Here is a 25930-nt window from a genome sequence, read left to right on the forward strand (position 1 = left end):
GCTCCGAAAGGTGTGGTCCGGGAGCCACCCGGCGCGACATGATCGGGGCCACACACGTGACGACACCAGGGAGATACGTAGGTGCCTCATACCATCGACGAAAGCTTCACGGCCCTACCTCTGCGCGCCCTCGCCGACGCCGCTCTCGCACGCGCGCGTGCGCTGGGGGCCGAGCACGCGGACTTCCGGTTCGAGCGGGTGCGCAGTGCGTCGTGGCGGCTGCGGGACGCCAAGCCGTCCGGGTCGTCGGACACGACCGACCTGGGGTACGCGGTACGGGTGGTGCACGGCGGTACGTGGGGGTTCGCGTCCGGCGTGGATCTGACGATGGACGCGGCCGCCCGGGTGGCTTCGCAGGCCGTGGCGATGGCCAAGCTGTCCGCGCAGGTCATCAAGGCCGCCGGGTCCGACGAGCGGGTGGAGCTGGCCGACGAGCCGGTGCACACCGACCGGACGTGGATCTCGTCGTACGAGATCGATCCGTTCAGCGTGCCGGACGAGCAGAAGACCGCGCTGCTGGCCGACTGGAGCAACCGGCTGCTGGCGGCCGACGGCGTCAACCACGTCGACGCCTCGCTGCTCACCGTCCACGAGAACAAGTTCTACGCGGACACGGCGGGGACGGTGACCACCCAGCAGCGGGTGCGGCTGCACCCTTCGCTGACGGCGGTCTCGGTCGACGAGTCCAGCGGTGAGTTCGACTCGATGCGGACGATCGCGCCGCCGGCGGGCCGGGGCTGGGAGTACCTCACCGGGACCGGCTGGGACTGGGACGACGAGCTGGAGCGGATGCCGGAGCTGCTCGCCGAGAAGATGCGGGCGCCCAGCGTGGACGCCGGGCTGTACGACCTGGTCGTCGACCCGTCCAACCTGTGGCTGACCATCCACGAGTCCATCGGGCACGCCACCGAGCTGGACCGGGCGCTCGGCTACGAGGCCGCCTACGCCGGCACCTCCTTCGCCACCTTCGACCGGCTCGGCAAGCTGCGCTACGGCTCCGACCTGATGAACGTCACCGGTGACCGCACCGCCGAGCACGGCCTCGCGACGGTCGGCTACGACGACGAGGGCGTCGAGGGCCAGTCCTGGGACCTGGTGAAGGACGGCACGCTCGTCGGCTACCAGCTCGACCGGCGGATCGCGAAGCTGACCGGCCTGGGCCGCTCCAACGGGTGCGCCTTCGCCGACTCCCCCGGGCACGTGCCGGTGCAGCGGATGGCGAACGTGTCGCTGCGGCCGGATCCGGCGGGGATGTCGACCGAGGATCTGATCGGGAGCGTCGACCGGGGGATCTACGTCGTCGGGGACCGGTCGTGGTCCATCGACATGCAGCGGTACAACTTCCAGTTCACCGGCCAGCGGTTCTTCAAGATCGAGAACGGGCGGATCACCGGGCAGCTGCGGGATGTGGCCTACCAGGCGACGACCACCGACTTCTGGGGGTCCATGGCGGCGGTGGGCGGTCCGCAGACCTATGTCCTCGGCGGCGCGTTCAACTGCGGCAAGGCCCAGCCGGGGCAGGTCGCGGCAGTGTCGCACGGCTGCCCGTCGGCCCTGTTCAAGGGCGTCAACATTCTGAACACCACGCAGGAGGCCGGTCGATGAGCGCCCGTACCAACAAGCCGCACGAGGTCGTCGAGCGCGCCCTCGAGCTGTCGCGGGCCGACGGGTGTGTGGTGATCGCCGACGAGCAGTCGACGGCGAATCTGCGCTGGGCCGGCAACGCGCTGACGACGAACGGCGTCACACGCTCGCGCACGCTCACCGTGATCGCGACGGTCGACGGCAAGGAGGGCACCGCCTCCGGGGTCGTCTCGCGGGCCGCCGTGACCGCCGACGAGCTGGAGCCGCTGGTGCGGGCCGCCGAGGCCGCGGCGCGCGGCGCCGGGGCCGCCGAGGACGCGCAGCCGCTGGTCACCGGTGAGGTGGTGGTCCCGGAGTTCACCGAGGCCCCCGCGGAGACCTCCTCCGCGGTCTTCGCCGACTTCGCGCCCGCGCTGGGCGAGTCCTTCGCACGCGCGCGTGCCGGTGGCCGTGAGCTGTACGGCTTCGCCAACCACGAGCTGGTGTCGACGTACATGGGGACGTCCACGGGGCTGCGGCTGCGGCACGACCAGCCGAACGGCACGCTGGAGCTCAACGCCAAGTCCCCGGACCGTACGCGCTCGGCCTGGGCGGGGCGCTCCACGCGGGACTTCAAGGACGTCGACCCGGCGGCGCTCGACGCCGAGCTCGCCGTACGTCTCGGCTGGGCCGAGCGGCGGATCGCGCTGCCGGCGGGGCGGTACGAGACGCTGCTGCCGCCGACCGCCGTCGCGGACCTGCTGATCTACCAGATGTGGTCGGCGTCGGGCCGGGACGCGGCCGAGGGCCGGACGGTGTTCTCCAGGCCCGGCGGCGGCACCCGGCTCGGCGAGAAGCTGTCCGACCTGCCGCTGACCCTGCGCAGCGACCCGAACGAGCCGGGCCTGGAGTCGGCGCCCTTCGTCCTCGCCCACTCCTCCGGGGGCGACTCGTCGGTGTTCGACAACGGGCTGCCGCTGGCCGCCACCGAGTGGGTCGGCGAGGGGGCGCTGAAGAACCTGATCACCAGCCGGCACAGCGCCGGCCTGACCGGGCTGCCGGTCGCGCCCGCGGTCGACAACCTGATCCTCGACGGCGGCGCGGACCGCTCCCTGGAGGAGATGGTCGCGAGCACCACGCGCGGGCTGCTGCTGACCTGTCTGTGGTACATCCGCGAGGTCGACCCGGCGACCCTGCTGCTGACCGGTCTGACCCGGGACGGCGTGTACCTCGTCGAGAACGGCGAGGTCGTGGGCGAGGTGAACAACTTCCGGTTCAACGAGTCGCCGGTCGGCCTGCTGGGCCGCGCCGTGGAGGCCGGGCGCACGGAAAAGACGCTGCCCCGGGAGTGGAGCGACTGGTTCACTAGGGCTGCGATGCCCGCGCTGCGGGTGCCGGACTTCAATATGAGCTCTGTCAGTCAGGGCGTATAACCTCGTACTGACCACGAGCCCACCACAAGGAGATACGAGAACCGTGACGGACATCGTCGACGAGCTGAAGTGGCGGGGCCTGTTCGCCCTGTCCACCGACGAGGACGCCTTGCGCAAGGCGCTCGCGGACGGCCCCGTCACGTTCTATTGCGGCTTCGACCCGACCGCGCCCTCGTTGCACGTGGGGCACCTGGTGCAGGTGCTCACCGTGCGCCGGCTCCAGCAGGCCGGTCACCGGCCGCTGGCACTGGTCGGCGGGGCCACGGGACTGATCGGCGACCCGCGCCCGACGGCGGAGCGCACGCTGAACGACCCGGAGACGGTCGCCGGCTGGGTCGGCAAGCTGCGTTCCCAGATCGAGCCCTTCCTGTCCTTCGAGGGCGAGAACGCGGCCGTGATGGTCAACAACCTCGACTGGACCGCCGGTCTGTCCGCGATCGAGTTCCTCCGGGACATCGGCAAGCACTTCCGCGTCAACAAGATGCTGACGAAGGACTCCGTGGCCCGGCGCCTGGAGTCCGACCAGGGCATCAGCTACACCGAGTTCAGCTACCAGATCCTCCAGGGCATGGACTTCCTCCAGCTCTTCCGGCGCTACGGCTGCACGCTCCAGCAGGGCGGCAGCGACCAGTGGGGCAACCTCACGGCCGGTCTGGATCTGATCCACAGGCTGGAACCGCAGGCCGACGTCCACGCGCTGGCGACGCCGCTGATGACCAAGGCGGACGGCACCAAGTTCGGCAAGACCGAGGGCGGCGCGGTCTGGCTCGACCCCGAGATGACGACGCCGTACGCGTTCTACCAGTTCTGGCTGAACGTGGACGACCGGGACATCTCCGGCTACCTGCGGATCCTGTCCTTCAAGTCCCGTGCGGAACTGGAGGAGCTGGAGCGCGAGACCGCGGAGCGGCCGCAGGCGCGGGCAGCGCAGCGGGCGCTGGCGGAGGAGCTGACCACGCTGGTGCACGGCGCCGACCAGACGGCCGCGGTGATCGCCGCGAGCCGGGCGCTGTTCGGGCAGGGCGAGCTGGCCGACCTCGACGAGCGGACGCTGGCCGCGGCGCTCTCCGAGGTGCCGCACATCCGGGTCGCCGAGCCGGCTCCGGTCGTGGACCTGTTCGCGGAGGTCGGGCTGGTGGCCAGCAAGTCGGCCGCGCGGCGGACCGTGAAGGAGGGCGGGGCCTACGTGAACAACGTGAAGGTCACGGCCGAGGACGCGGTCCCGGTGAAGGAGGAGCTCCTGCACGGGCGGTGGCTGGTGCTGCGGCGGGGCAAGAAGAACCTCGCCGCCGTCGAGGTGACGGGAGCGTAGGCGCCGTAGGGGTGCGGGTCTTCTGCGGGCTGCGGGTTCGCCGTGGCCGGTCGCGCAGTTCCCCGCGCCCCCGCGGGCGCTTCACGCCCGCTGCTTCCTCTTGCCGAGCGTCGCCATGTACGCCCTGTCCCCCAGGGCCACCACCACGACCGCTGCCACCAGCTGGAAGAGATGGCGCCACCAGTCGATGCCCGCGGTCTCCTCGACGCCGAAGCCGCGGGCGATCGCGTTGCCGATGACCGCGCCGATGATGCCGAAGATGGTGGTCAGCCAGAGCGGGCTGTGCTGCTTGCCCGGGAGGATCGCCTTGGCGATCAGACCGAGTACGAATCCCACGATGATCGCCCACAACCAGCCCATGGCTGCCTCCTCGTACGGCTCGACGTGAGCTTTGCCCACAGTCTTGTTCCGTGCCCCGTACGGCGCATGTCGGGTGCGGCCGTACGCGGTACGGCGCAGGACGTTCGCCCGGGCGGGAGGCGACCCGGTCTCGAAGGCGGCGCAGCCGCGGCGTAACGTGGATGCCGGGGAGTGTTCGATGTGGGCGGACGGTGGAATGCGATGCGGAAGCAGGGTGGCGGCGGGAAAGCCCAGGTGTTCCGGATCACCGGGGCCCGGCAGGGCCTCCAGGAGGATGTGCGCGGCCGGCAGCGGCGGTACGTGATCTCGATGACGGTCCGTACGGTGGCGGTGATCCTCGCGGCGACCCTCTGGAACGTGGAGCGTCATGTCGCCCTCGTGGCCCTGGTGTTGGGGGCGGTCCTGCCGTACATCGCGGTGGTGATCGCCAACGCGGGGCGGGAGAACGCGCCGGGGCTGCCCTCCACGTTCGTCACCGCCCAGGTGCGGCCCGTGATCGCGCCGCCCCGGGCGGACGACTCCGGGACGGAATCGGTTCCGGAGGACCAGGCTGAGCGGCGGCCATGACGGGCCTGTGCGACAAGCTCAGGAAAAGCTCAGATCAATCATGCTGTTCCAGTGCCGTGCGACGGGTCGGCCGTGACATACTTCGTACGCGCTCCGCATCCCCCGTCGGAGCGACGGACCGACGCCGGGCAGCTCCCCCCGTGGCTGCTCGGCGTCGCCTTTTTATGGGTATCTGTGGGACGGAACGACGCAACTGTGACTGACGAGACGCCTATCTGTTCCGCCAAGGGGTGCCGGGTCGCCGCGGTGTGGGTCCTCGCGTGGAACAACCCGAAGATCCATACGCCGGAGCGGCGGAAGACGTGGCTGGCGTGTGAGGAGCACCGGGAGCATCTTTCGCAGTTCCTCGGTGTCCGGGGGTTCCTGAAGGACGTGGTCCTGCTGAGCGACTGGGACGCGCGGGACGTCTGAAGCCCGTCACCCGCCGATCGCCGACATGGGGCGGTCGGGTTGGACGAAGCTCGGGTCGTCCAGGCCCGCTCCCGCCTTCTTGCCCCACATCGCCAGCCGCCAGAGGCGGGCTATCTCCTCGTCGGGGGCGCCGGAGCGCAGGGCCTCGCGGAGGTCGGTCTCCTCGCGGGCGAAGAGGCAGGTGCGGATCTGGCCGTCGGCGGTGAGGCGGGTGCGGTCGCAGGCCGCGCAGAACGGGCGGGTGACGGAGGCGATGACGCCGACGCGGTGCGGACCGCCGTCGACCAGCCAGCGTTCGGCGGGGGCGGAGCCGCGCTCGTCCTGGCCCTCTGCGGTGAGGTCGAAGCGGGTACGGAGCGAGGCGAGGATGTCCCCGGCGGTGACCATGTCCTCGCGCTTCCAGCCGTGCTGGGCGTCCAGGGGCATCTGCTCGATGAAGCGCAGTTCGTAGTCGTGCTCCACCGCCCAGGCCAGCAGGTCGGGGGCCTCGTCGTCGTTGAGGCCGGGCATGAGGACGGTGTTGACCTTGACCGGGGTGAGGCCGGCGGCACGGGCGGCCCGCAGGCCGTCGAGGACGTCCTGGTGGCGGTCGCGGCGGGTGAGGGTCCTGAAGACGTCCGGGCGGAGGGTGTCGAGGGAGACGTTGACCCGGTCCAGGCCTGCCGCCTTGAGCGCGGTCGCGGTGCGCCCCAGGCCGATGCCGTTCGTCGTCAGGGACATCCGGGGGCGCGGGGTCAGGGCCGCGACGCGCTCGACGATGCCGACCAGGCCGGGGCGCAGCAGCGGCTCGCCGCCGGTGAAGCGGACCTCCTCGATGCCGAGCGTGGAGACCGCTATGTCGATCAGGCGGACGATCTCGTCGTCCGTGAGGAGGTCGGGCTTGGCCAGCCACTGCAGGCCCTCCTCGGGCATGCAGTACGTACAGCGCAGGTTGCAGCGGTCGGTCAGCGAGACTCTCAGGTCGGTGGCCACTCGGCCGTAGGTGTCGATGAGCACGTGGGCCCCCTCCCCGTAGCGGATCGCGTTTCGTCTGTCGTCACCTGCGAGCCTACGTGACGCCGCTGACAAGGAAAGAGGCCGATCCCACGAGACAAGACGCGGCCGCGTCGCGGGGGTCCACGACGCGGCCGCGCTCCCGGAGGGGATCAGTGGGCTCCGGTGCCCGTCAGGGAGCGGACCTCCAGCTCGGCGTACTTGCCCCGGTCGGGCTCCTCCTTCGACAGGAGGGTGCCGAGGATGCCGAGGAGGAAGCCGACGGGGATGGAGATGATGCCGGGGTTCTCCAGCGGGAACCAGTGGAAGTCGGCGTCCGGGAACATCGAGGTGGGCTTGCCGGAGACGACCGGGGAGAACAGCACCAGGCCGACCGCGGTGACCAGGCCGCCGTAGATCGACCAGAGGGCTCCGGAGGTGGTGAACCGCTTCCAGAAGAGGCTGTAGAGGATGGTGGGGAGATTGGCGGAGGCGGCGACGGCGAAGGCGAGGGCGACCAGGCCGGCGACGTTCAGGTCGCGGGCGAGGGCGCCGAGGAGGATCGAGACGGCGCCGATGCCGACGGTGGCCCAGCGGGCGGCGTTGATCTCCTGCTTCTCGTCGGCCTGGCCCTTCTTGATCACGTTCGCGTAGATGTCGTGCGCGAAGGAGGAGGACGAGGCCAGGGTCAGGCCGGCGACGACCGCGAGGATCGTGGCGAAGGCGACCGCCGAGATGGTGGCCAGCAGGATCGCGCCCCAGTTGGAGTCGACGCCGCCCAGGTGGAGGGCGAGGAGCGGTGCGGCCGTGTTGCCGGCCTTGTTCGACGCGACGATCTCGTCCGGCTTGATCAGCGCGGCGGCGCCGAAGCCGAGGGCGAGGGTCATCAGGTAGAAGGAGCCGATCAGGCCGATGGCCCAGATGACCGACTTCCGGGCGGCCTTGGCGGTGGGGACCGTGTAGAAGCGGATCAGGATGTGCGGCAGACCGGCGGTGCCGAGGACCAGGGCGATGCCGAGGGAGATGAAGTCCAGCTTGGTGGTGCCGGTGGCGCCGTACTTCAGGCCGGGCTCCAGGAAGGCGGCGCCCTTGCCGCTGTTGTCGGCGGCCGAGCCGAGCAGGTCGGAGACGTTGAAGTCGAACTTCAGCAGGACCAGGAAGGTCAGCAGGAGGGCCCCGGCGATCAGCAGGACCGCCTTGACCATCTGGACCCAGGTGGTGCCCTTCATGCCGCCGATGGTCACGTAGACGATCATCAGTACGCCGACCAGGGCGACGATGCCGATCTTGCCGCCGTCGCTGGTGATGCCCAGGAGCAGCGAGACCAGGACGCCGGCGCCCGCCATCTGGGCGAGGAGGTAGAAGATCGAGACGACGATCGTGGAGGTGCCGGCGGCGGTGCGGACCGGGCGCTGGCGCATGCGGTAGGCGAGGACGTCGCCCATGGTGTAGCGGCCGGAGTTGCGCAGCGGCTCGGCGACCAGGAGGAGGGCGACGAGCCAGGCGACGAGGAAGCCGATGGAGTAGAGGAAGCCGTCGTAGCCGAAGAGGGCGATGGCGCCGGCGATGCCGAGGAAGGACGCGGCGGACATGTAGTCGCCGGAGACGGCGAGGCCGTTCTGGAAGCCGGTGAACTGGCGGCCGCCCGCGTAGAAGTCGGCCGCGTCCTTGGTCTGACGGCCCGCCCAGACCGTGATGACGAGGGTCGCCGCGACGAAGATCGCGAACAGGGTGATGATCAGCGGCCGGTGCTCGCTCGCCTCACCGGCGGCGAGCCAGGTGGTGTGCTGTGCGGGGCTCATGCGCCGCCCTCCATCCGGGACTTGATGGCCTCGGCCTTGGGGTCGAGGTGGGCGGCGGCGGTGCGCGCGTACCACCAGGCGATGAGGAACGTGGTGAGGAACTGGGCGAGGCCCAGGACCAGGGCCACGTTGATGTTGCCGAGGAGTTTGGTGCCCATGAAGTCGCCCGCGTAGTTGGAGAGCAGGACGTAGAGCAGGTACCAGGCGATGAAGCCGACGGTCAGCGGGAAGGCGAACCCGCGGTAGGAGCCGCGCAGTTCACCGAACTCCGCGCTCTCCTGCACCGCGACGAACTCCTCGGTGGAGGGGAGTTGGGCTTGGGTTTTCGAGGGGGGCGGTGTCTCGGTGGCCACGGAGTCTCCTCGCTTGCGGACGGTGGGTCGGGCGGGTGCTCGATCGTGCACGGGCTCCCTGTCCAAGGGCACGGCGGCACGCTAGGGCGGGTTCAACCCGATCGGGTTCTTTCGTAAGTCGTCGCCTTGATCGTCCGATGGCCGTTGCTGGGGGGTGAGTCGGGGAGATAGCTTCGGCGGAGCACCACCCGTCATGTACCTGCCCAGACGCCGCGGGCGGGTCCTCTTCTTCCGGATGATGTGGAGACCCCATGGCTCATCTGCCTTCCAGACGCCGCCTCGCTCTCGCGGTGCCCGTCGTGCTGTCGCTGACCGCCGCCGTCGGCTTCCTGCCGACGGCCGCCACCGCGACTCCGGCCTCGGCCACGGCCGCGGTGTCGACCGCCCAGGCGGCCGAGGCCGGGACGCTGGCCTATGTCGTCAACACGAAGGTGGACCACCGCACGATCGCGTCGGTGAAGAAGGCGATCGCCGCGGCCGACGGCACCCTGGTGGCGTCGTACGACAGGATCGGTGTGCTCGTCGTGCACTCGGCGAACCCCGACTTCGGGCCGCGGATCCGCGCGGTGCGCGGGGTGCAGTCGGCGGGTGCGACGCGCACCGCGCCGCTGAGCGCCGCGGGGACCACCGACGAGGGGGCCGCGCAGGTCCTGTCGAAGGCGGAGGCCGCGAAGATCGAGAAGGCGTCCGACGCGGCCGGCCAGAGCGAGCCGCTCGAGGCCGACCAGTGGGATCTGCGGGCGATCGGCGCCGACAGGACCGCCGCGATCAACCCGGGCAGCCGGAAGGTCACGGTCGCCGTGATCGACACCGGCGTCGACGACACCCACCCGGACCTCGCGCCGAACTTCTCGGCGTCCCAGTCGGCCAACTGCGTGGGCGGTGTCGCGGACACCAGCGAGGGCGCCTGGCGGCCGTACACCGCGGACGACTACCACGGCACGCATGTCGCCGGTGAGATAGCCGCGGCCCGCAACGGCATCGGCGTCGCGGGTGTCGCCCCCGGTGTGAAGGTCGCCGGCATCAAGGTCAGCGACCCGAAGGACGGCCTCTTCTACCCGGAGAACGTCGTCTGCGCGTTCGTGTTCGCCGCCGACCACGGCGTGGAGATCACGAACAACAGCTACTACGTTGATCCATGGCTGTACAACTGCATGGACGACCCCGACCAGCGGGCCATCGTGGACGCGGTCAACAGGGCCCAGCTGTACGCCCAGAAGAAGGGCACGCTCAATGTGGCCTCGGCGGGCAACTCCAACCACGACCTGGACTCCGACGCGCTGGAGGACTCGTCCAGCCCGGACGACTCCACGCCGGTGACGCGGACGGTCGACCCGCACGAGTGCTTCGACGTGCCGACCCAGCTGCCGGGTGTGGTCACGGTCAGCGCCACGGGCGTCAAGGGCACCAAGTCGTACTACTCCAGCTACGGACTGGGCGCCGTCGACGTGGCCGCTCCGGGCGGCGACAAGTACCAGATCCCGGAGACGCCGTCGGCCAACGGCCGCATCCTGTCGACGCTGCCGAACAACACGTACGGCTTCCTCCAGGGCACGTCGATGGCGTCCCCGCACGTGGCCGGCGTGGCCGCGCTGCTGAAGTCGACGCACCCCTTCGCGTCCCCGGCCCAGTTGCAGCGGCTGCTCAAGGCGCAGGCGGACAACCCGGGCTGCCCGGCCGAGCCGTACGACGGCAACGGTGACGGCGTGGTGGACGCGACCTGCGTGGGCGGCAAGCACGTCAACGGGTTCTTCGGGTACGGCGTGGTGAACGCGCTGCGGGCCGTCAAGTAACGACCCCGCGACCCCAGGGGCCCACATATTGATTGAATCAATACTGCTAATCAATAGTGCACAATGCAGTCATGACATCAATCACGTACGTGTGGTCGGAGCTGGGCGGCGATCCCGCCCGGCTCGCACGCGTGTCGACCGTCGTGCGCGAGGGCCTGCTGCCCGCCCGGCTGCCCGTGCGGGAGCTGGCGCGGGCCTGTGTGGGCGCGTGTGCGCTGGCCGGTGCCGAGCTGGGGGCGCGGCGGGCGGGACTCGACCGGGTGCCCGGCGTGCGGGTGGACGACGGGGCGGTGGCGACCGCGTTCACCAGTGAGCGGCGGCTGCTGGTCGACGGGCGGGCACCGGAGCTGTTCGCGCCGCTGTCGCGGTTCTGGCGGACGGCGGACGGATGGGTGCGCACGCACGCCAACTATCCGCACCACCGCGAGCGGCTGCTGAAGTCGCTGGACGTGCCGGACGACCCGGCCGCCGTGGAGGCCGCGATGGCCGGGCGGTCCGCGCGGGACGTCGAGGACGCGGTGTACGCGGCCGGGGGTCTCGCGGTCGCGCTGCGCACGCCCGAGGAGTGGGCCGCGCACCCGCAGGCGGCCGAGGTGGCCGCACGCCCGCTCGTCGAGCGCGGCCGGCTGGACGGCGCCCGCGCGCGTACGTTCCCGGATCTCACCGGGACTGCCCTGCTGCCCGCCGCCGGGCTACGTGTCCTGGACCTCACGCGGGTGCTGGCCGGGCCGGTCGCCACCCGCACGCTCGCCCTGCTGGGCGCGGACGTGCTCCGTCTCGACGCGCCCGGACTGCCGGAACTCCCCGACCAGCACACCGACACCGGGTTCGGGAAGCGCTCGGCCCTGCTGGACCTGACCGCCGACCGGCGCCGCTTCGAGGAGCTGCTCGCGGACGCGGACGTCGTCGTCACGGGCTACCGGCCGGGCGCCCTCGACCGGTTCGGCCTCTCCCCCGAGGCACTGGCCGAGCGGCGGCCCGGGCTGGTGGTGGCGCAGGTGTCCGCGTGGGGTGCGTACGGGCCGTGGGGTGACCGGCGGGGGTTCGACAGCCTCGTCCAGGTGGCCACCGGCATCGCGGCCGTCGAGGGGTCGGCCGGGCGGCCCGGTGCGCTGCCGGCGCAGGCCCTCGACCACGGCACGGGATATCTGCTGGCGGCGGGCGTGCTGCGGGCGCTCACCGAGCAGTCGTACGACGGCGGGAGCCGGGTCGTGCGGGTGGCGCTGGCGCGGACGGCGGCGTGGCTCATGAGCGGTGCCGGGAGGGAAGCGGAGGGCGGGGAGGCCGTCCCCGGGGCCGGGGTGTGGCTCGGGGAGACGGACAGTCCTGTGGGGCGGCTACGGTACGCGAGGCCGCCGGTGTTCTTCGAGGGGGGTCCCCGGGAGTGGAGACGGCCGCCGGGGCCCTGGGGGGCCGATCCGGCGGCCTGGGCGTGAGCGCCTCGGGGGCGGCCGCCGTCCGGTTCTAGTGCCGCGGCAGGCAACGTTCGCCCCGTCGCGACGCCCGGCACGCACTCTCGCCGCACCGGCCGAAAGCCCAAGTACGTCCAGTACGAGGACTTCCGGCCGGCACGCCGAGAGCACGCACCGGACGCCGCTCCTTGACGGGCAAACGTTGCCTGCCGCGGCACTAGTTCGTCACCAGGACCTTCAGCGCCGTGCGCTCGTCCATCGCCTTGTAGCCGTCCGGTACGGACCCGATGCCCACCGTGAGGTCGAAGACGGGGGACGGGTCGATCGTGCCGTCGAGGACGTCGGGCAGGAGGTCGGGGATGTAGGCGCGGACCGGGGCGACGCCGCCGCGCAGGGTGAGGTTGCGGTCGAACATGACGCCCAGGTCGAGTCCGGTGCCGCTGCCGTGCGGGACGCCGACGTAGCCGATGGCGCCGCCGTCGCGGGTGATGCCGACCGCCGTGCGCATGGACTGCTCGGTGCCGACGGCCTCGACGACGGCGTGGGCGCCCTGGCCGCCGGTGAGTTCGCGGACGGCCGCGACGGCCTCGTCCCCGCGCGCGGCGACGACGTCGGTGGCGCCGAAGCGGCGCGCGATGTCCGTACGGACCTGGTGGCGGCCGAGGGCGATGATCCGCTCGGCGCCGAGCCGCTTGGCGGCGAGGACCGCGCACAGGCCGACGGCGCCGTCCCCGACGACCGCGACGGTGGCGCCGGGACGGGCGCCCGCGCCGAGCGCGGCGTGGTGGCCGGTACCCAGCACGTCGGAGAGGGTGAGCAGCGCGGAGAGCAGGTGGTCGTCGGAGGCCGCCTCCTTCGGCAGCCGGACGAGGGTGCCGTCGGCGAAGGGCACACGGACCGCCTCGCCCTGGCCGCCGTCGTAGCCGACGGAGCCCCAGAAGCCGCCGTGCTCGCAGGAGGTGGTGAGGCCCTCGCGGCAGTAGTCGCACACGCCGTCGGACCACATGAACGGCGCGACGACCAGGTCACCGGCGCGGACCGTGCCCACCTCGGAGCCGGTGTCCTCGACCACACCGAGGAACTCGTGCCCGATCCTCTGCCCCGGCTGCCGGGCCGCCTCGCCGCGGTACGCCCACAGGTCGCTGCCGCAGATGCAGGCGCGCAGCACCCGTACGACGGCGTCGGTGGGCAGCTGCACCACGGGGTCGGGCACGTCCTCCACCCGCATGTCGTAGGGGGCGTGGATGGTGGTGGCGCGCATGGCGAGGGTCCTTCTCGTGCGGGTGCGTGGGTGCGCTCAGGGGGTGGTCGAGCGCACTTCACGGTACGCCGTCGGCGGTGCCGCCCGTTCCTCGAGGACACCCCGGACCAGCAGGCACTGCGCGGCGGCGTACGTCAGCATGATCCACAGGTCGGGGCGCGGGGGCTGCGGCAGGCCGGCGACGCCGGTGGCGATGAGAGTGTCGGAGAGCAGGAAGAGCACGCCTCCGGCTCCGGCGAGGGGGCCGAGGCGGGTGGCGGCGGTGTACGCCATGGCGGTGAGGAGGGCGCTGTAGACGGCGACGGGCGCGCGCAGGTCCGGCGGGAGACCGGGCCACAGGAGGGTGAGGGTGGCGATGAGGACGGCGGCGTAGGAGGGGGCGAGGACAGTGCCACGCGCGCGGGGGCGGCCGGTGCGGGCGCCGGCCGTGAAGAGCACGAGGTAGCAGACGTGTCCGGCGGCGAAGCACGCCATGCCGGCGAGGAAGGCGGGGTCGGCGTCCGACAGGAGGAGGACGTCGCCGCCCCAGCCGCAGAGCAGGGCGGCGAGGAGCAGGCGCGGTGCGCCGTTCACGGCCGCCCAAACGGCGAGGAGGGGTATGAGGAGCGGCTTGGCGACGGCGTGCCCCGGGTGCCAGCCGACCGCGAGGGAGCCGAGGTCGACCGCGGTGGCGAGGACGAAGGCGGCGAGGAGGGGGCGGGGGCGGAAGGGGCGGGGGCGGAGGGTCACGCGGCGCTGCTCTCCTCGACCGGCGTGGACGGGCCGACCGGCGTGGACGGGCCGGTGACGGGCTGGGCCGGTTGCCATCCCGGCCCCCGGAACACCCGCCCCGCGCGCTCGCGCAAGCCGCTAGCCGTCTTGATGTCCTTGACGATCGCGACGTACTCATGGGTGGCGACCTTGATCGGGTTGAACGTGTTGATGTTCTTCGTCAACCCGTAGACGGGCCGCTCCACCTCCGGGACGAAGGAGCCGAAGAGCCGGTCCCACACGATGAGGATGCCGCCGAAGTTGCGGTCCAGGTAGCCGCCCTGGGAGGCGTGGTGGACGCGGTGGTGGGAGGGCGTGTTGAACACGTACTCGAACCACCGGGGCATCCTGTCGATGCGCTCGGTGTGGATCCAGAACTGGTAGACGAGGTTGGCGGAGGAGCAGAACGCGAGCGCGGCGGGGTGGACGCCGAGGGCGATGAGCGGGACGTAGAACGGCCAGACGGTGAGGGTCGTCCAGGGCTGGCGCAGCGCGGTGGTGAGGTTGAACTTCTCGCTGGAGTGGTGGACGACGTGACAGGCCCACAGGACGCGGACGACATGGTGGCCGCGGTGGGACCAGTAGGAGAAGAAGTCCTGTGCGAGCAGCATCAGCGGGACGGTCCACCACAGGACGGGCACGCGCAGCGGCGTCAGCTCGTGGATCGCCGTGTAGAGGGCGACGATCGGGATCTTCCAGAAGAAGTCGAAGAGCAGGCTCCCCAGCCCCATGCCGACGCTGGTCGCGGCGTCCTTCGCCTCATATCCGGCGGCTTCCTCGTCGGGGTGAATCCGGACACTGATCATCTCGACCAGGGTGAGCAGCACGAAGGCGGGTATCGACCACAGCACGACATCGGGCAGGTTCGGCATGTGGGCACCGTAGAACCGCAGGTCGGCCGGGGCTAGACGTTGTTACCCACAAGTATTTGCGGGGGTATGCGCTTGCTTGTTGGCGATCTCCGCCAAGAGCCGCGAGAGCCGGCCGAGGCGCCGGGCGCTCACACCCCCGCCGCCCCCAGCAGGGCCCCCACCCCGTACGTCACCCCCATCGCCAGCGCTCCCCCGCACACGTTCCGCAGGATCGCCCGCCGGGGAGCGGCCGCCCCCAGCCGGGCGCTGCTCCAGCCGGTGCAGACCAGGGCGAGGAGAACCGACACCACCGTCACCGGCAGGCGCCGGTCGGCCGGGGGCAGGACGATCGCGAGGAGGGGCAGGAGGGCGCCGGCGGTGAAGGCGAGGAAGCTCGCCCAGGCCGCGTGCCAGGGGTTGGTGAGGTCGTCGGGGTCGATGCCCAGCTCCACGCGCGCGTGGGCCCGCAGGGCGTCACGTTCCGTCAGCTGGACGGCGGCCTCGCGGGCCACCGCGCGGGTGAGGCCGCGTTCCTCCAGCAGCTCGGTGAGTTCCTCCAGTTCGGCCTCCGGCTGTTCGCGCAGTTCGCGTCGCTCCTGCGCGAGGGCCGCCTTCTCGGAGTCGCGCTGGGTCGACACCGACACGTACTCCCCCGCCGCCATCGACAGGGAGCCGGCCAGCAGACCGGCCAGACCGGCCGTCAGCAGCGCCGAGCGGTCGTCGGTGGCGCCGGCCACGCCGACGACCAGGCCCGCGGTGGAGACGATGCCGTCGTTGGCGCCGAGCACGGCGGCGCGCAGCCAGTTCAACCGGGAGCCGAGGGTGCCCTCGTGGGCCTCGCGGTGGGGTGGTTCCGCCTCGGGGTGCGTCTCACGTTCCGTCACGGGAGGAGAGGATGGCATCCGGTGCGTCAGCGTGTCGCGCCGACTCGTCACCGCGGGGGCGTCTCCTGGGCTTCCGTGTCCCGGTGTCGGTGGCGCCCCGTATCCTCAATGACCATGCTCGCAGACCACACGACCGCAGTGTCCTCCCCCACGGAGTGGCCGGCCGCGTATCCCCAGGGCTACGCGGTCGTTGACGTGGAGACCACCGGGCTGGCCCGGGACGACCGGATCATCTCCGCCGCCGTCTACCGGCTGGACGCGCGCGGTGAGGTCGAGGACCACTGGTACACACTGGTCAACCCGGAGCGCGACCCGGGGCCCGTGTGGATACACGGTCTGACGAGCGAGGTGCTGGAGGGCGCGCCCCTCTTCCAGGACGTGGCCGAGGAGTTCGCGGCGCGGCTGGCGGGGCGGGTGCTCGTCGCGCACAACGCGGTCTTCGACTGGCAGATGATCGCCCGGGAGTACGCGCGCGCGGAGCGCGAGGCGCCGGTGCGGCAGCGGCTGTGCACGATCGCGCTCTCCAAGGAGCTGCGGCTGCCGCTGCCCAACCACAAACTGGAGTCGCTCGCGGCCCACTTCGGCGTGGTCCAGCGGCAGGCGCACCACGCCCTCGACGACGCGCGCGTCCTCGCGGAGGCGTTCCGGCCGAGCCTGCGGGCCGCGGCGGCGGGCGGGGTGCGGCTGCCGCTGCTCGAGTGCCGGCCGCTGACGGAGTGGACCGACGGGCCCGCGCCCCGCATCGGCCGCCAGGGCGGCGGCGGTTACGGCGGCTACCGGCCGGGCGGCTGGCGGCCGTCCCGCAAGCGGCCCCTCTGTCCGCACCCGAACCCCGGGCGGTACGAAGACGGCACAAGGCTCAAGCAGGGCATGCGGGTGGCCTTCTCGGGCGACACGTCCGTGGACCGCGAGCTGCTGGAGGACCGGGCCACCGAGGCGGGGCTGCATGTGGCGACCAGTGTGTCCCGGCTGACCAGTCTGCTGGTGACCAACGATCCCGACTCGGGTACGTCGAAGGTGGTGAAGGCGCGGCAGTTCGGGACGCCGGTCGTGGACGAGGCGGCGTTCGGGCAGCTGCTGCGCGATGTCGAGGCAGCCGACGGGTGAGCCGTACGTACGGGTGATTGCCGGGCGACTCGCCCACCGCCCGCTCGCCCGCGCGGGGGCGAGCGCTCACCCTGTGGCGCATGGCGAGATGCGAAGTTTGCGGCAATGACTACGGAATGACCTTCGAGGTGCACGCGCAGGGCGCCGTGCACGTCTTCGACTGCTTCTCCTGTGCGATTCATCGCATGGCCCCGATCTGCGAGCACTGCCGGGTCCAGATCATCGGCCAGGGAGTCGAGGTCGAGGGCCACTGGTACTGCGGCGCCCACTGCGCACGGGCCGAGGGGAAGGCGGGCATCATCGACCGCGTCTGACGACGCCCGCCTACGGCACCCCTGCGACAGCACCCCACGGCCCGAGAGGTACGGTCGTGGGGTGTACCGCTTCCTGTTGTCCCGGCAGTGGGTGATCCTCACGCTGGTCGCCCTGCTGCTCATCCCCACGATGATCCGGCTGGGCTTCTGGCAGATGCACCGCCACGACGAGCGCGCCGCGCGCAACCAGCTGGTCACCGACGCGCTGTCCGCGAAGCCGGTGCCGGTGGAGCGGATGACGTCCCCGGGACACACCGTCACCCGTGACGAGCGCTACCGCGCGGTGACCGCGACGGGCACCTTCGACACCGCGCACGAGGTCGTCGTACGGCGCCGGGTCAACGCCGACGAGACGGTCGGCTTCCACGTCCTCACCCCGTTCGTGCTGACGGACGGCAAGGTGCTGCTGGTCAACCGGGGGTGGATCCCCGCGAACGGCCCGAGCCAGACCGCGTTCCCGAAGATCCCCGCGCCGCCCGCCGGCAAGGTCACCGTCACCGGGCGGCTGATGCCCGACGAGACGACCGCGGCGAGCGGCATCAAGGACCTCAAGGGCCTGCCGGACCGGCAGATCATGCTGATCAACAGCGAGGAGCAGGCCCGGCGGCTCGGCGCGCAGGTGCTCGGCGGGTACATCGCGCAGACCGCGCCCGAGCCGAAGGGCGACACCCCGGAGCTGGTCGGGAAGCCCGGCAGCGAGGACGCGGCGCTGAACTACGCGTACGCCATCCAGTGGTGGCTGTTCGCCGCGGGCGTCCCCGTGGGCTGGGTGGTTCTGGTCCGCCGGGAGCGTCGGGAGCGGGACGCGGCGGCCGTCTCGGCGCAGGAGAAGGAAGCGGCGCCGGCTCCGGTGTAGCTGCCCTCAGCCCCGGCGGTGGCCCGCCAGGCTGTTCCGCCAGTACACGAAGGTGCGTTCCGGGTCGGGCAGCAGGTCCCACGGGTGGCGGGTCATATGGCGGCCGACGCGCCGGAAGACGGGGGCGGCCTCGTCCGGTCGGTGGGCGCGGGTCAGGGCGAAGGCGAGGACGTTGAGGTCGGCGACGGCCTCGGCGTGGGCCGGGGCGGCGGTGCGGAACCAGCCCGTGAGCGCCATGTCGATCTCCTGGACCGCGCGCGGTCCGCTCCAGTCGACGTTCGTGCCGAGAGCGTCGAGGGGGGACGCCGCCCGACGATGGGCCGTCAGCTCGACGCGGGCGGCGACGGGGAGCAGGGCCACCGGTGAACCGTGCGGTGCGCGGGCGGCGGCCTGCCAGGCGAACTCCATCATCTCCGGGAGCGTCCCGTGTCCGCGCGGGGAGAGATATCCCAGCAGCCGGTGGTAGGCGGTCCGGTGCCACGGCGCCCGCCGGACGGCCTCGCGCCACACGGGCACCGCGTCCTGCACCGGTACGGCGCAGGAGTGCATCAGGGACAGCAGGGCCAGCCACGGCGTCGGGTCCCCGGGGCAGGTGTCGGCGGCCCGCAGACAGGTCCGTTCGGCCGCGCGCACGGCGGCGTGACCCTCGGCGGGCGCGCGGATCGTCTCCACACAGGCCCGCAGGACCAGGGCGTCCCCGTCGCCGGGCCGGTCGGCGGACCAGCGCTGCGAGACCACGGCCGGCAGCTGCCCGGCCAGGACCGAGACCCGGTGCGCCCGGCGGTCCCAGTCCCGTCCGGTGCCGCGCAGCAGCCGGGCCGCGGGCTCCCAGACGGGACGCGTGGTACCCGCGCCGAGCCCGTGGAGCTGCCGGGCGGGCCGGAGTTCGGCGAGGGTCGCGTGGAGGAGGTCGTCGTCGAGGGCGGGGCGGATCAGCAGGGAGGGCCGGCGTCTGAGCATCTCGTTCCCCGGGTGACGGAGGGCAGGGGGCGGGCGGGCCGTCGCAGGGCCCGCCCGCCCCGGACATCAGCAGCAGCGGCCGGGGGACTCGCCCTCGCGCCACAGCGTGCGCATCCGCTGGTACTCCCGGCGGGTCGGTACCGGCGCGTGCGGGTGGTGGCGGCGGTGCCGGTCGCAGTAGCGGTCGTACTCGGCCTCGCCGGTCAGTTCGCGCGCGTACCAGAGCAGGACGCCCACCGCCCTGCGGACGACGGTCATGAGCCCGCCCCCACCAGCGGCTTGGTGTCGCGGGACTCCGGCCCCTCGATCCGGGAGGCGACGTACGGCGTCTCGGTCGTCGGCAGCGGCTCGCCGGCCCTGAGGGCCCGTACGCAGACCACCGCGCAGTTGACCAGGACGATCGTGACCAGCAGCAGGAAGACCGCCATGAGGACGCCGTCGACGGTGTTGTTGACGACGATGGTGTGCATGTCGTCCAGGTCGGTGGCGCCGGGCAGGAGCTTGCCCGCGTCGGCGGCGTCGGCGTACACGTCGCGCTGGGCGAAGAAGCCGATCTTCGGGTTGTCGGAGAACACCTTCTGCCAGCCGGCGGTGAAGGTGACGGCCACGACCCAGGCGAGCGGGGCGCCGGTCACCCAGGCCCAGCGTGCCTTGCCGGACTTGACGAGCATGGTGGTGGTGACGGCGAGGGCGACGGCGGCGAGCAGCTGGTTGGCGATGCCGAAGAGGGGGAAGAGCTGCTTGATCCCGCCCAGCGGGTCGGTGACGCCGGCGTAGAGGAAGTAGCCCCAGGCGCCGACGACGAGGGCGCTGGTGATCCAGATGCCGGGCTTCCAGGTGACGCGGCCGATCGGCTTCCAGACGTTGCCGAGCATGTCCTGGAGCATGAAGCGGCCCACCCGGGTGCCCGCGTCCACGGTGGTGAGGATGAACAGCGCCTCGAACATGATCGCGAAGTGGTACCAGAAGGCCTTGAGTCCGCTGCCGAACACGCTGGAGAAGATCTCCGACATGCCCACGGCGAGGGTGGGGGCGCCGCCGGAGCGGCCGACCAGCGTCTGTTCCTCGACGGCCTTGGCGGCTGCGGTCAACTGGTCCGGGGTGATGGCGAAACCGAGGCCCTTGACCGCCTCGGCGGCGCTCTGCGCGGTCGGGCCGAGCAGGGCGGCCGGGGAGTTCATGGCGTAGTACAGGCCGGGTTCGAGGACGCACGCGGCGATCAGCGCCATGACGGCGACGAAGGACTCCGTGAGCATCGAGCCGTAGCCGATGAGCCGGACCTGGGACTCCTTCTGGATGAGCTTGGGGGTGGTGCCGGAGGAGACCAGGGCGTGGAAGCCGGAGAGGGCGCCGCAGGCGATGGTGATGAACAGGAAGGGGAAGAGGGAGCCGGCGAAGACCGGTCCGGCGCCCGTGTGGGCGAACTCGGTCACCGCGCCCGCCTTGAGGGTCGGGGCCGCGATCACCACGCCCACGGCCATCAGGGCGATGGTGCCGACCTTCATGAACGTCGACAGGTAGTCACGGGGCGCCAGGAGCATCCACACCGGGAGCACGGAGGCGACGAAGCCGTAGCCGACCAGGCAGAAGACGAGGGTCTCGGGGCTCCAGACGAAGTACTCGGCCAGGGAGGAGTTCTGGATCCAGCCGCCGCCGAGGATGGCGAGCAGCAGCAGGGCCACGCCGATGACGCTGGTCTCCACGACCCGGCCCGGGCGCAGATAGCGCAGGTAGAAGCCCATGAAGAGGGCGATCGGGATGGTCATGGCGACCGAGAAGGTGCCCCAGGGGGACTCCGCCAGGGCGTTGACGACGACCATCGCCAGCACCGCGAGCAGGATGATCATGATGGCGAAGACGCCGATCAGCGCGGCGGCGCCGCCCACCCTGCCGATCTCGTCCCGGGCCATCTGGCCGAGGCTCTTGCCGTCCCGGCGCATGGAGAGGAACAGCACGATCATGTCCTGGACCGCGCCCGCGAAGATCACCCCGGTGATGATCCAGACCGTGCCCGGCAGATAGCCCATCTGCGCGGCCAGCACCGGGCCGACCAGCGGGCCGGCGCCGGCGATGGCCGCGAAGTGGTGGCCGAACAGCACCCGCCGGTCGGTGGGGTGGTAGTCGACCCCGTCCTCCAGCCGCTCGGCCGGGGTGGCCCGGCCGTCGTCGGCCTGAAGGACCCGGCGGGCGATGAACCCCGAGTAGAAGCGGTAGGCGATGGCGTACGACCCGAGCGCGGCCACCACCAGCCAGACCGCGGAGATCTCCTCGCCGCGGGAGAGCGCGAGGACGCCCCAGGCGACGGCGCCGAGCAGGGCGACACCGGTCCACAACGCGAGGGACTTCAGTGACATACGTGACTTTTCCGGCGCCGGACGGCCGGTTTCGGGCAGGGCTGACGCAGGCATGGCGGCTCCTCACCTGGGCGGTGCGGTACGCCTCGGGACCCGAGGCGGGCGAGATCGGCGACCGGTACCAGCGGTGACGGCTCTCCCGTCCGCTGTCGGTCTGTGCAAGAGTTGCCCACCCCCCGACACCGGTTGACAGCGAATCCCCCGGCGATTCCCCAGCGATTCCCCAGCGGTTCCCCGGACGATCCTCCGCGCGATTTCCCGCCGGTTCCCGTCAACCGAACGGGCCCCTCGCGCAACTGGACCGGTGAGGGCTCAGGCACACCAAAGGCGGTGACCCATGGCCGACGGCGCCATGACGACGACGTTCCTCGCCGTGATCGGCGGGGCGTCGCTGCTCGCCGTGACCGCGCGCCGGCTGCGCCCCAGCGACCGGCTGCCCGCCCTGGAGGGCTGGGCGCTGGCCGACCGCTCCCTCGGCCCCGTGTGGACCTGGCTGCTGCTCGGCGGCACGATCTTCACCGCGTACACCTTCACGGCCGTGCCGGGACTGGCGTACGGCAACGGGGCGCCCGCGTTCTTCGCGGTGCCGTACACGGTGATCGTCTGCCCGCTCGCCTTCGTCCTGCTGAGCCGGCTGTGGGAGGTGGCCCGGCGGCACGGCTATGTCACCGCCGCCGACTTCGTGCGGGGCCGCTACGGCTCGCCGCCGCTGGCCCTCGTCGTGGCGCTCACCGGGATCCTCGCGACCATGCCGTATCTGGCGCTGCAACTGCTGGGGATACGGGCGGTGCTGACCGCCGGGGGCGTGTACCCGCGCGGCGCGGCCGGGGATCTGGTGATGGTGGCGCTGTTCGCGGGGCTGGCGGTGGCGACGTACCGGCACGGGCTGCGGGCACCGGCGGTGATCTCGGCGCTCAAGGCGGTGGCGGTGTTCGTGTCGCTGACCGCCGTGTGCTGGCTGGTGCTGCGGCAGCTCGGCGGGCCCGGCCCGGTGTTCGACGGCGCGGCCCGGCGGCTCGGCGGCACGGACGTGGCCCACTCGCCGCTGGTCCTCACCCCCGCCCAGCAGCCCGCCTACGCCACCCTCGCGCTCGGCTCCGCGCTGGCGCTGCTGATGTACCCCCATGTGCTCACCGCCGGGTTCGCCGCCGACGGAGCGCGCACCCTGCGCAAGGTCTCGGTGGCCCTGCCCGCGTGGACGGGGCTGCTCGCCCTGTTCGGCTTCCTCGGTGTCGCGGCGCTCGCGGCGGGGGTGCGCGCTCCGGCGGGCGGCGCCGAGGCCGCCGTACCGATGCTGGTGGACCGGCTGATGCCGGGGCCGCTGGCCGGGCTGGTGTTCGCCGCGATCACCGTGGGGGCGCTGGTGCCGGCCGCCGTGATGTCGATCGCGGCGGCCACGAGCTTCGTCCGCAACGTCTACGTCGAGTACGTCCAGCCCACCGCCACGCCCAAGCGGCAGGTGCGCATCGCCAAGGCGGTGTCGCTGACCGCGAAGGTGGGGGCGGTGGCGTTCGTGTTCGGGCTGCGCGACCAGGACGCCGTCAACCTGCAACTGCTGGGCGGGGTGTGGATCCTCCAGATCTTCCCGGCCGTGGCCGTGGGGCTGTTCACCGGGCGGCTGCATCCGCGCGCGCTGCTCGCCGGCTGGGCGGCCGGCATGACGGCCGGGACCGTCCTGGTCGTCCGCGAGGGGTTCTCCTCCATCGTGACCCTCGGCTTCGGACCACTGGAGATCTACGCCGGGCTCGCCGCCCTGCTGCTCAATCTGACCGTCGCGGTGACCGGCACCGCGGTCCTGGAACGCCTCGGCGTCGCCCGCGGCGCCGACACCACCGACCTGCCCTCCCGCCTGACCGTCAGGCGGCCCCGTACGACGGGAGCGAACCACCCGTGAGACGCAGACAACCGACCCCCGTGGCCGAGACGTACGCCGAGCCGCTCGCGCTGCCCGTGACCGACCCGGCGGAGCTGGAACGCGAGGCCGGGCTCGCCCGGCTGTTCGAGCTGCACTACTCCTCGATGCTGCGGCTCGCCGTGCTGCTCGGCGCCGACGATCCGGAGAACGTGGTCGCCGAGGCCTACTACCAGATCTACCGGAAGTGGCGGCGGCTGCGGGACGTCCGGGCCGCCGAGGCCTATCTGCGCTCCACCGTCTGCAATCTGACCCGGATGCGGATACGGCACCTCCAGGTCGCCCGCCGGCATGTCGAGAGCCCGCCGGAGCTCCCCGACGAGACGGTCGCCTCCGCCGAGAGCGCGGCGCTGCTCCGCGACGACCAGCGCGTGCTGATCGACGCCCTGCAACAGCTGCCGGCCCGGCAGCGCGAGGCGCTCGTGCTGCGCCACTGGCTGGGCCTGAAGGAGAGCGAGATCGCCGCCGCGATGGGCATCTCCTGCGGGTCGGTCAAGACCCACACCTCACGCGGCCTCGCCGCACTCACCCAGGCGATGGAGGCCCGGCGATGAACGACACCGGACCCGAGGCGATGAACGACACCGGACCCGGCCCCACCCGGACCGAGCGGGAGCTCCAGGACGCGCTGGAAGCGCTCGCCGGAGGGGTGCGGCCCACGCGCCCCCTGCCCGACGCCTACCGCACCGCGCGCGGTGAGTGGCTGCGGCGCGAGCGGCGGCGCAGGCTCGTGCTGGCCGTGCTGGTCGCCGTCGTCTTCGCCCTGGCCACCCTGATCGGTCTGTGGGTGCTGAACCAGGCACCCGCCCACCCCGGAGTGATCTTCTCGGGGACGGGGGACGCCGTGAACGGGGCGTCACTCCCCCGGCCGAACCCCTGATTGCCCGCCCGTCCCGCCGGGAACCCGCAAGGGCGTGCACCCCCGCATCGAGGACTACGCCCTCATCGGCGACGAACAGACCGCCGCCCTGGTCGGCCGGGACGGCTCGGTCGACTGGCTCTGCCTGCCCCGCTTCGACTCCGCCGCCTGCTTCGCCCGCCTGCTGGGCGACCGGCACAACGGCCACTGGCGCATCGCCCCCAAGGGCGTCGAGGGTGCCTGCACCCGCCGCGCCTACCGCCCCGACACCCTCGTCCTGGACACCGAGTGGGAGACCGACGGGGGCGCGATCCGGGTCACCGACCTGATGCCGCAGCGCGACCGCCATCCCGATCTGGTCCGGATCGTGGCAGGGCTGCGCGGCCGGGTCGCCGTCCGCAGCGAACTGCGGCTGCGCTTCGACCACGGCTCGATCGTGCCGTGGATGCGCCGGGCGGACGGCCACCGGGTGGCGGTCGCCGGGCCGGACGCGGTCTGGCTGCGCAGCGAACCGGCCGTGCGCACCTGGGGCGAGGACTTCGCCACCCACTCCGAGTTCACCGTCGGGGAGGGCGAGTCCGTCGCGTTCGTGCTGACCTGGCACCCCTCGCACGAACGGCGTCCCCCGCTGATCGACCCGCGCGAGGCGCTGCGCTCCAGCGTCGAGGACTGGCGGGCGTGGGCCGCGCGCTGCCGCTACGACGGGCCGCACCGGGACGCCGTGGTCCGTTCCCTGATCACTCTGAAGGCGCTCACCTACCGGCCCACCGGGGGCATCGTCGCCGCCCCGACGACCTCCCTGCCCGAACAGGTGGGCGGGGTGCGCAACTGGGACTACCGCTACTGCTGGCTGCGCGACTCCACCCTCACCCTGGGCGCGCTGCTGTCCGCCGGCTACCAGGACGAGGCCGAGGCCTGGCGGGACTGGCTGCTGCGGGCCGTCGCCGGCGACCCCGCCGACCTGCAGATCATGTACGGGCTCGGCGGCGAGCGCCGGCTGCCCGAGTTCGAAGTGTCCTGGCTGTCCGGCTACGCCGACTCCCGCCCCGTACGCGTCGGCAACGAGGCCGTGAACCAGCTCCAGCTGGACGTCTACGGCGAGGTCATCGACTCGATGGCGCTGGCGCGCGCCGCGGGCCTGCCGACGAAACCGCATGTGTGGGCGATCCAGTGCGCGCTGATGAGCTGGCTGAGCGAGAACTGGCGGCAGCCGGACGAGGGGCTGTGGGAGGTGCGCGGGGGCCGCCGGCAGTTCGTGCACTCGAAGGTGATGGTGTGGGTGGCCGCCGACCGGGCGGTCCGCGCGCTGGAGGAGAACCCGAAGCTGCGCGGGGACCTCGCGGGCTGGCGGGCGATGCGCGACGAGGTGCACCGGGAGGTGTGCGAGAAGGGCTACGACCCCCAGCGCAACACCTTCACCCAGTCCTACGGCTCCCGCGACCTGGACGCGGCCCTGCTGCTCATTCCGCGCCTCGGTTTCCTGCCGTCGGACGACCCGAGGGTGGTGGGCACGGTCGACGCGGTCCGCGCGGAGCTGGGTCACGGCGGTCTGGTGCGCCGCTACAGCACCGACGGTGCGACGGTGGACGGTCTGCCCGGGGACGAGGGGACCTTCCTGGCCTGCTCGTTCTGGCTCGCGGACGCGCTCCAGGAGACGGGCCGCCCCGAGGAGGCGCGGGAGCTGTTCGAACGGCTGGTGGGCCTCACCAACGACGTGGGCCTGCTGGCCGAGGAGTACGACCCCGTCGCCGGCCGTCATCTCGGCAACTTCCCGCAGGCCTTCAGCCACCTCGGCCTGGTGAACACCGCCCTCGCCCTGTACGGGGGCGAGCAGGCAGGATAGG

At 72.2% G+C, this 25930-nt stretch carries 26 protein-coding genes; 15 read left to right on the plus strand and 11 right to left on the minus strand.

Going from position 1 to position 25930, the window contains the following annotated elements:
* The first annotated feature begins 81 nt into the window (after window positions 1-81).
* From AQJ64_RS04465 to tyrS, 3 genes are read left to right on the plus strand one after another with little or no spacing between them, the layout of a single operon-like run.
* Window positions 82-1605 (plus strand): TldD/PmbA family protein, encoded by a 1524-nt coding sequence (locus AQJ64_RS04465; protein WP_055636403.1) that lies wholly within the window; start codon window positions 82-84, stop codon window positions 1603-1605.
* On the plus strand, window positions 1602-2996 hold the full coding sequence (locus AQJ64_RS04470; RefSeq protein ID WP_055636402.1) for a metallopeptidase TldD-related protein: 1395 nt from the start codon (window positions 1602-1604) through the stop codon (window positions 2994-2996). Before AQJ64_RS04465 ends, AQJ64_RS04470 begins: the two co-directional genes overlap by 4 nt.
* Window positions 2997-3039: 43 nt before the next feature.
* On the plus strand, window positions 3040-4308 hold the full coding sequence (tyrS, locus tag AQJ64_RS04475) for a tyrosine--tRNA ligase (protein WP_055636401.1): 1269 nt from the start codon (window positions 3040-3042) through the stop codon (window positions 4306-4308).
* An 81-nt stretch (window positions 4309-4389) separates the two neighbouring features.
* Here the strand turns inward: tyrS and AQJ64_RS04480 are convergent, their stop codons facing one another.
* Complete coding sequence (locus AQJ64_RS04480) at window positions 4390-4668, minus strand: GlsB/YeaQ/YmgE family stress response membrane protein (RefSeq protein WP_055636400.1); 279 nt, start codon at window positions 4666-4668, stop codon at window positions 4390-4392.
* Between the two features lie 201 nt (window positions 4669-4869).
* Between AQJ64_RS04480 and AQJ64_RS04485 the strand changes: the two genes are divergently transcribed.
* Together AQJ64_RS04485 and AQJ64_RS04490 are read left to right on the plus strand one after the other, a co-directional pair.
* Window positions 4870-5235 (plus strand): DUF3099 domain-containing protein, encoded by a 366-nt coding sequence (locus AQJ64_RS04485; protein WP_055636399.1) that lies wholly within the window; start codon window positions 4870-4872, stop codon window positions 5233-5235.
* Between the two features lie 195 nt (window positions 5236-5430).
* Window positions 5431-5646: a hypothetical protein gene (locus AQJ64_RS04490; protein WP_055636398.1), complete on the plus strand. Its 216-nt coding sequence runs from the start codon at window positions 5431-5433 to the stop codon at window positions 5644-5646.
* A gap of 6 nt (window positions 5647-5652) precedes the next feature.
* Here AQJ64_RS04490 and moaA read toward each other — a convergent pair whose 3' ends face one another.
* The 3 genes from moaA to AQJ64_RS04505 all read right to left on the minus strand — a co-directional run bounded on the left by moaA (window position 5653) and on the right by AQJ64_RS04505 (window position 8773).
* A complete protein-coding gene (gene moaA / locus AQJ64_RS04495) occupies window positions 5653-6642 on the minus strand; it encodes a GTP 3',8-cyclase MoaA (RefSeq protein WP_055636397.1) in 990 nt (329 codons plus the stop codon).
* Window positions 6643-6791: 149 nt separating this feature from the next.
* Window positions 6792-8420: a solute symporter family protein gene (locus AQJ64_RS04500; protein ID WP_055636396.1), complete on the minus strand. Its 1629-nt coding sequence runs from the start codon at window positions 8418-8420 to the stop codon at window positions 6792-6794.
* Window positions 8417-8773, minus strand: a complete 357-nt coding sequence (locus tag AQJ64_RS04505) for a DUF485 domain-containing protein (RefSeq protein ID WP_055636395.1) — start codon at window positions 8771-8773, stop codon at window positions 8417-8419. Before AQJ64_RS04505 ends, AQJ64_RS04500 begins: the two co-directional genes overlap by 4 nt.
* 251 nt (window positions 8774-9024) lie before the next feature.
* On the opposite strand from AQJ64_RS04505, the gene AQJ64_RS04510 reads away from it, so the two are divergent.
* Both AQJ64_RS04510 and AQJ64_RS04515 read left to right on the plus strand, forming a co-directional pair.
* Entirely contained in the window at window positions 9025-10566 is a 1542-nt protein-coding gene (locus AQJ64_RS04510) for a S8 family serine peptidase (protein WP_055636394.1), read from the plus strand.
* 71 nt (window positions 10567-10637) lie between these two features.
* Entirely contained in the window at window positions 10638-12002 is a 1365-nt protein-coding gene (locus AQJ64_RS04515; RefSeq protein WP_059202421.1) for a CoA transferase, read from the plus strand.
* Window positions 12003-12195: 193 nt separating this feature from the next.
* On the opposite strand, the gene AQJ64_RS04520 is transcribed toward AQJ64_RS04515, so the two are convergent.
* The 4 genes from AQJ64_RS04520 to AQJ64_RS04535 form a co-directional block, all read right to left on the minus strand.
* A complete protein-coding gene (locus tag AQJ64_RS04520) occupies window positions 12196-13239 on the minus strand; it encodes a zinc-dependent alcohol dehydrogenase family protein (RefSeq protein ID WP_055638753.1) in 1044 nt (347 codons plus the stop codon).
* Window positions 13240-13275: 36 nt separating this feature from the next.
* Entirely contained in the window at window positions 13276-13968 is a 693-nt protein-coding gene (locus AQJ64_RS04525) for a lysoplasmalogenase (protein WP_059202422.1), read from the minus strand.
* Window positions 13965-14861 carry a sterol desaturase family protein gene (locus tag AQJ64_RS04530; protein WP_055639163.1) on the minus strand — a complete coding sequence of 299 codons (897 nt, stop codon included), beginning with the start codon at window positions 14859-14861 and terminating at the stop codon, window positions 13965-13967. Before AQJ64_RS04530 ends, AQJ64_RS04525 begins: the two co-directional genes overlap by 4 nt.
* Window positions 14862-14989: 128 nt before the next feature.
* Window positions 14990-15724, minus strand: coding sequence for a VIT1/CCC1 transporter family protein (locus AQJ64_RS04535; protein WP_244902634.1), 735 nt, complete (start codon window positions 15722-15724; stop codon window positions 14990-14992).
* A gap of 114 nt (window positions 15725-15838) precedes the next feature.
* On the opposite strand from AQJ64_RS04535, the gene AQJ64_RS04540 reads away from it, so the two are divergent.
* The 3 genes from AQJ64_RS04540 to AQJ64_RS04550 all read left to right on the plus strand — a co-directional run bounded on the left by AQJ64_RS04540 (window position 15839) and on the right by AQJ64_RS04550 (window position 18001).
* Window positions 15839-16831, plus strand: coding sequence for a DEDDh family exonuclease (locus tag AQJ64_RS04540; RefSeq protein WP_099054089.1), 993 nt, complete (start codon window positions 15839-15841; stop codon window positions 16829-16831).
* Between the two features lie 80 nt (window positions 16832-16911).
* Window positions 16912-17145 (plus strand): hypothetical protein, encoded by a 234-nt coding sequence (locus AQJ64_RS04545; protein WP_079061473.1) that lies wholly within the window; start codon window positions 16912-16914, stop codon window positions 17143-17145.
* A gap of 61 nt (window positions 17146-17206) precedes the next feature.
* Complete coding sequence (locus tag AQJ64_RS04550) at window positions 17207-18001, plus strand: SURF1 family cytochrome oxidase biogenesis protein (protein WP_055637332.1); 795 nt, start codon at window positions 17207-17209, stop codon at window positions 17999-18001.
* Between the two features lie 6 nt (window positions 18002-18007).
* Here AQJ64_RS04550 and AQJ64_RS04555 read toward each other — a convergent pair whose 3' ends face one another.
* The 3 genes from AQJ64_RS04555 to AQJ64_RS04565 form a co-directional block, all read right to left on the minus strand.
* Window positions 18008-18961: a hypothetical protein gene (locus AQJ64_RS04555; RefSeq protein WP_059202423.1), complete on the minus strand. Its 954-nt coding sequence runs from the start codon at window positions 18959-18961 to the stop codon at window positions 18008-18010.
* Between the two features lie 66 nt (window positions 18962-19027).
* Window positions 19028-19219 carry a CstA-like transporter-associated (seleno)protein gene (locus tag AQJ64_RS04560; RefSeq protein WP_059202424.1) on the minus strand — a complete coding sequence of 64 codons (192 nt, stop codon included), beginning with the start codon at window positions 19217-19219 and terminating at the stop codon, window positions 19028-19030.
* Complete coding sequence (locus tag AQJ64_RS04565) at window positions 19216-21369, minus strand: carbon starvation CstA family protein (protein ID WP_059202425.1); 2154 nt, start codon at window positions 21367-21369, stop codon at window positions 19216-19218. The genes AQJ64_RS04560 and AQJ64_RS04565 overlap by 4 nt, the downstream gene beginning before the upstream one ends.
* Here AQJ64_RS04565 and AQJ64_RS51645 point away from each other — a divergent pair.
* The 5 genes from AQJ64_RS51645 to AQJ64_RS04585 all read left to right on the plus strand — a co-directional run bounded on the left by AQJ64_RS51645 (window position 21318) and on the right by AQJ64_RS04585 (window position 25929).
* Window positions 21318-21446 (plus strand): hypothetical protein, encoded by a 129-nt coding sequence (locus AQJ64_RS51645; RefSeq protein WP_276206717.1) that lies wholly within the window; start codon window positions 21318-21320, stop codon window positions 21444-21446. The genes AQJ64_RS04565 and AQJ64_RS51645 overlap by 52 nt on opposite strands.
* Window positions 21447-21652: 206 nt before the next feature.
* Window positions 21653-23209 (plus strand): sodium:solute symporter family protein, encoded by a 1557-nt coding sequence (locus tag AQJ64_RS04570; protein ID WP_055637661.1) that lies wholly within the window; start codon window positions 21653-21655, stop codon window positions 23207-23209.
* Window positions 23206-23781, plus strand: coding sequence for an RNA polymerase sigma factor (locus AQJ64_RS04575; protein ID WP_055637660.1), 576 nt, complete (start codon window positions 23206-23208; stop codon window positions 23779-23781). The genes AQJ64_RS04570 and AQJ64_RS04575 overlap by 4 nt, the downstream gene beginning before the upstream one ends.
* Complete coding sequence (locus AQJ64_RS04580; RefSeq protein ID WP_055637659.1) at window positions 23778-24107, plus strand: hypothetical protein; 330 nt, start codon at window positions 23778-23780, stop codon at window positions 24105-24107. Before AQJ64_RS04575 ends, AQJ64_RS04580 begins: the two co-directional genes overlap by 4 nt.
* 34 nt (window positions 24108-24141) lie before the next feature.
* Entirely contained in the window at window positions 24142-25929 is a 1788-nt protein-coding gene (locus AQJ64_RS04585; protein ID WP_055637658.1) for a glycoside hydrolase family 15 protein, read from the plus strand.
* Window position 25930: the final 1 nt, after the last annotated feature.

The sequence above is a fragment of the Streptomyces griseoruber genome, from assembly GCF_001514205.1.
Taxonomy (GTDB): domain Bacteria; phylum Actinomycetota; class Actinomycetes; order Streptomycetales; family Streptomycetaceae; genus Streptomyces; species Streptomyces griseoruber.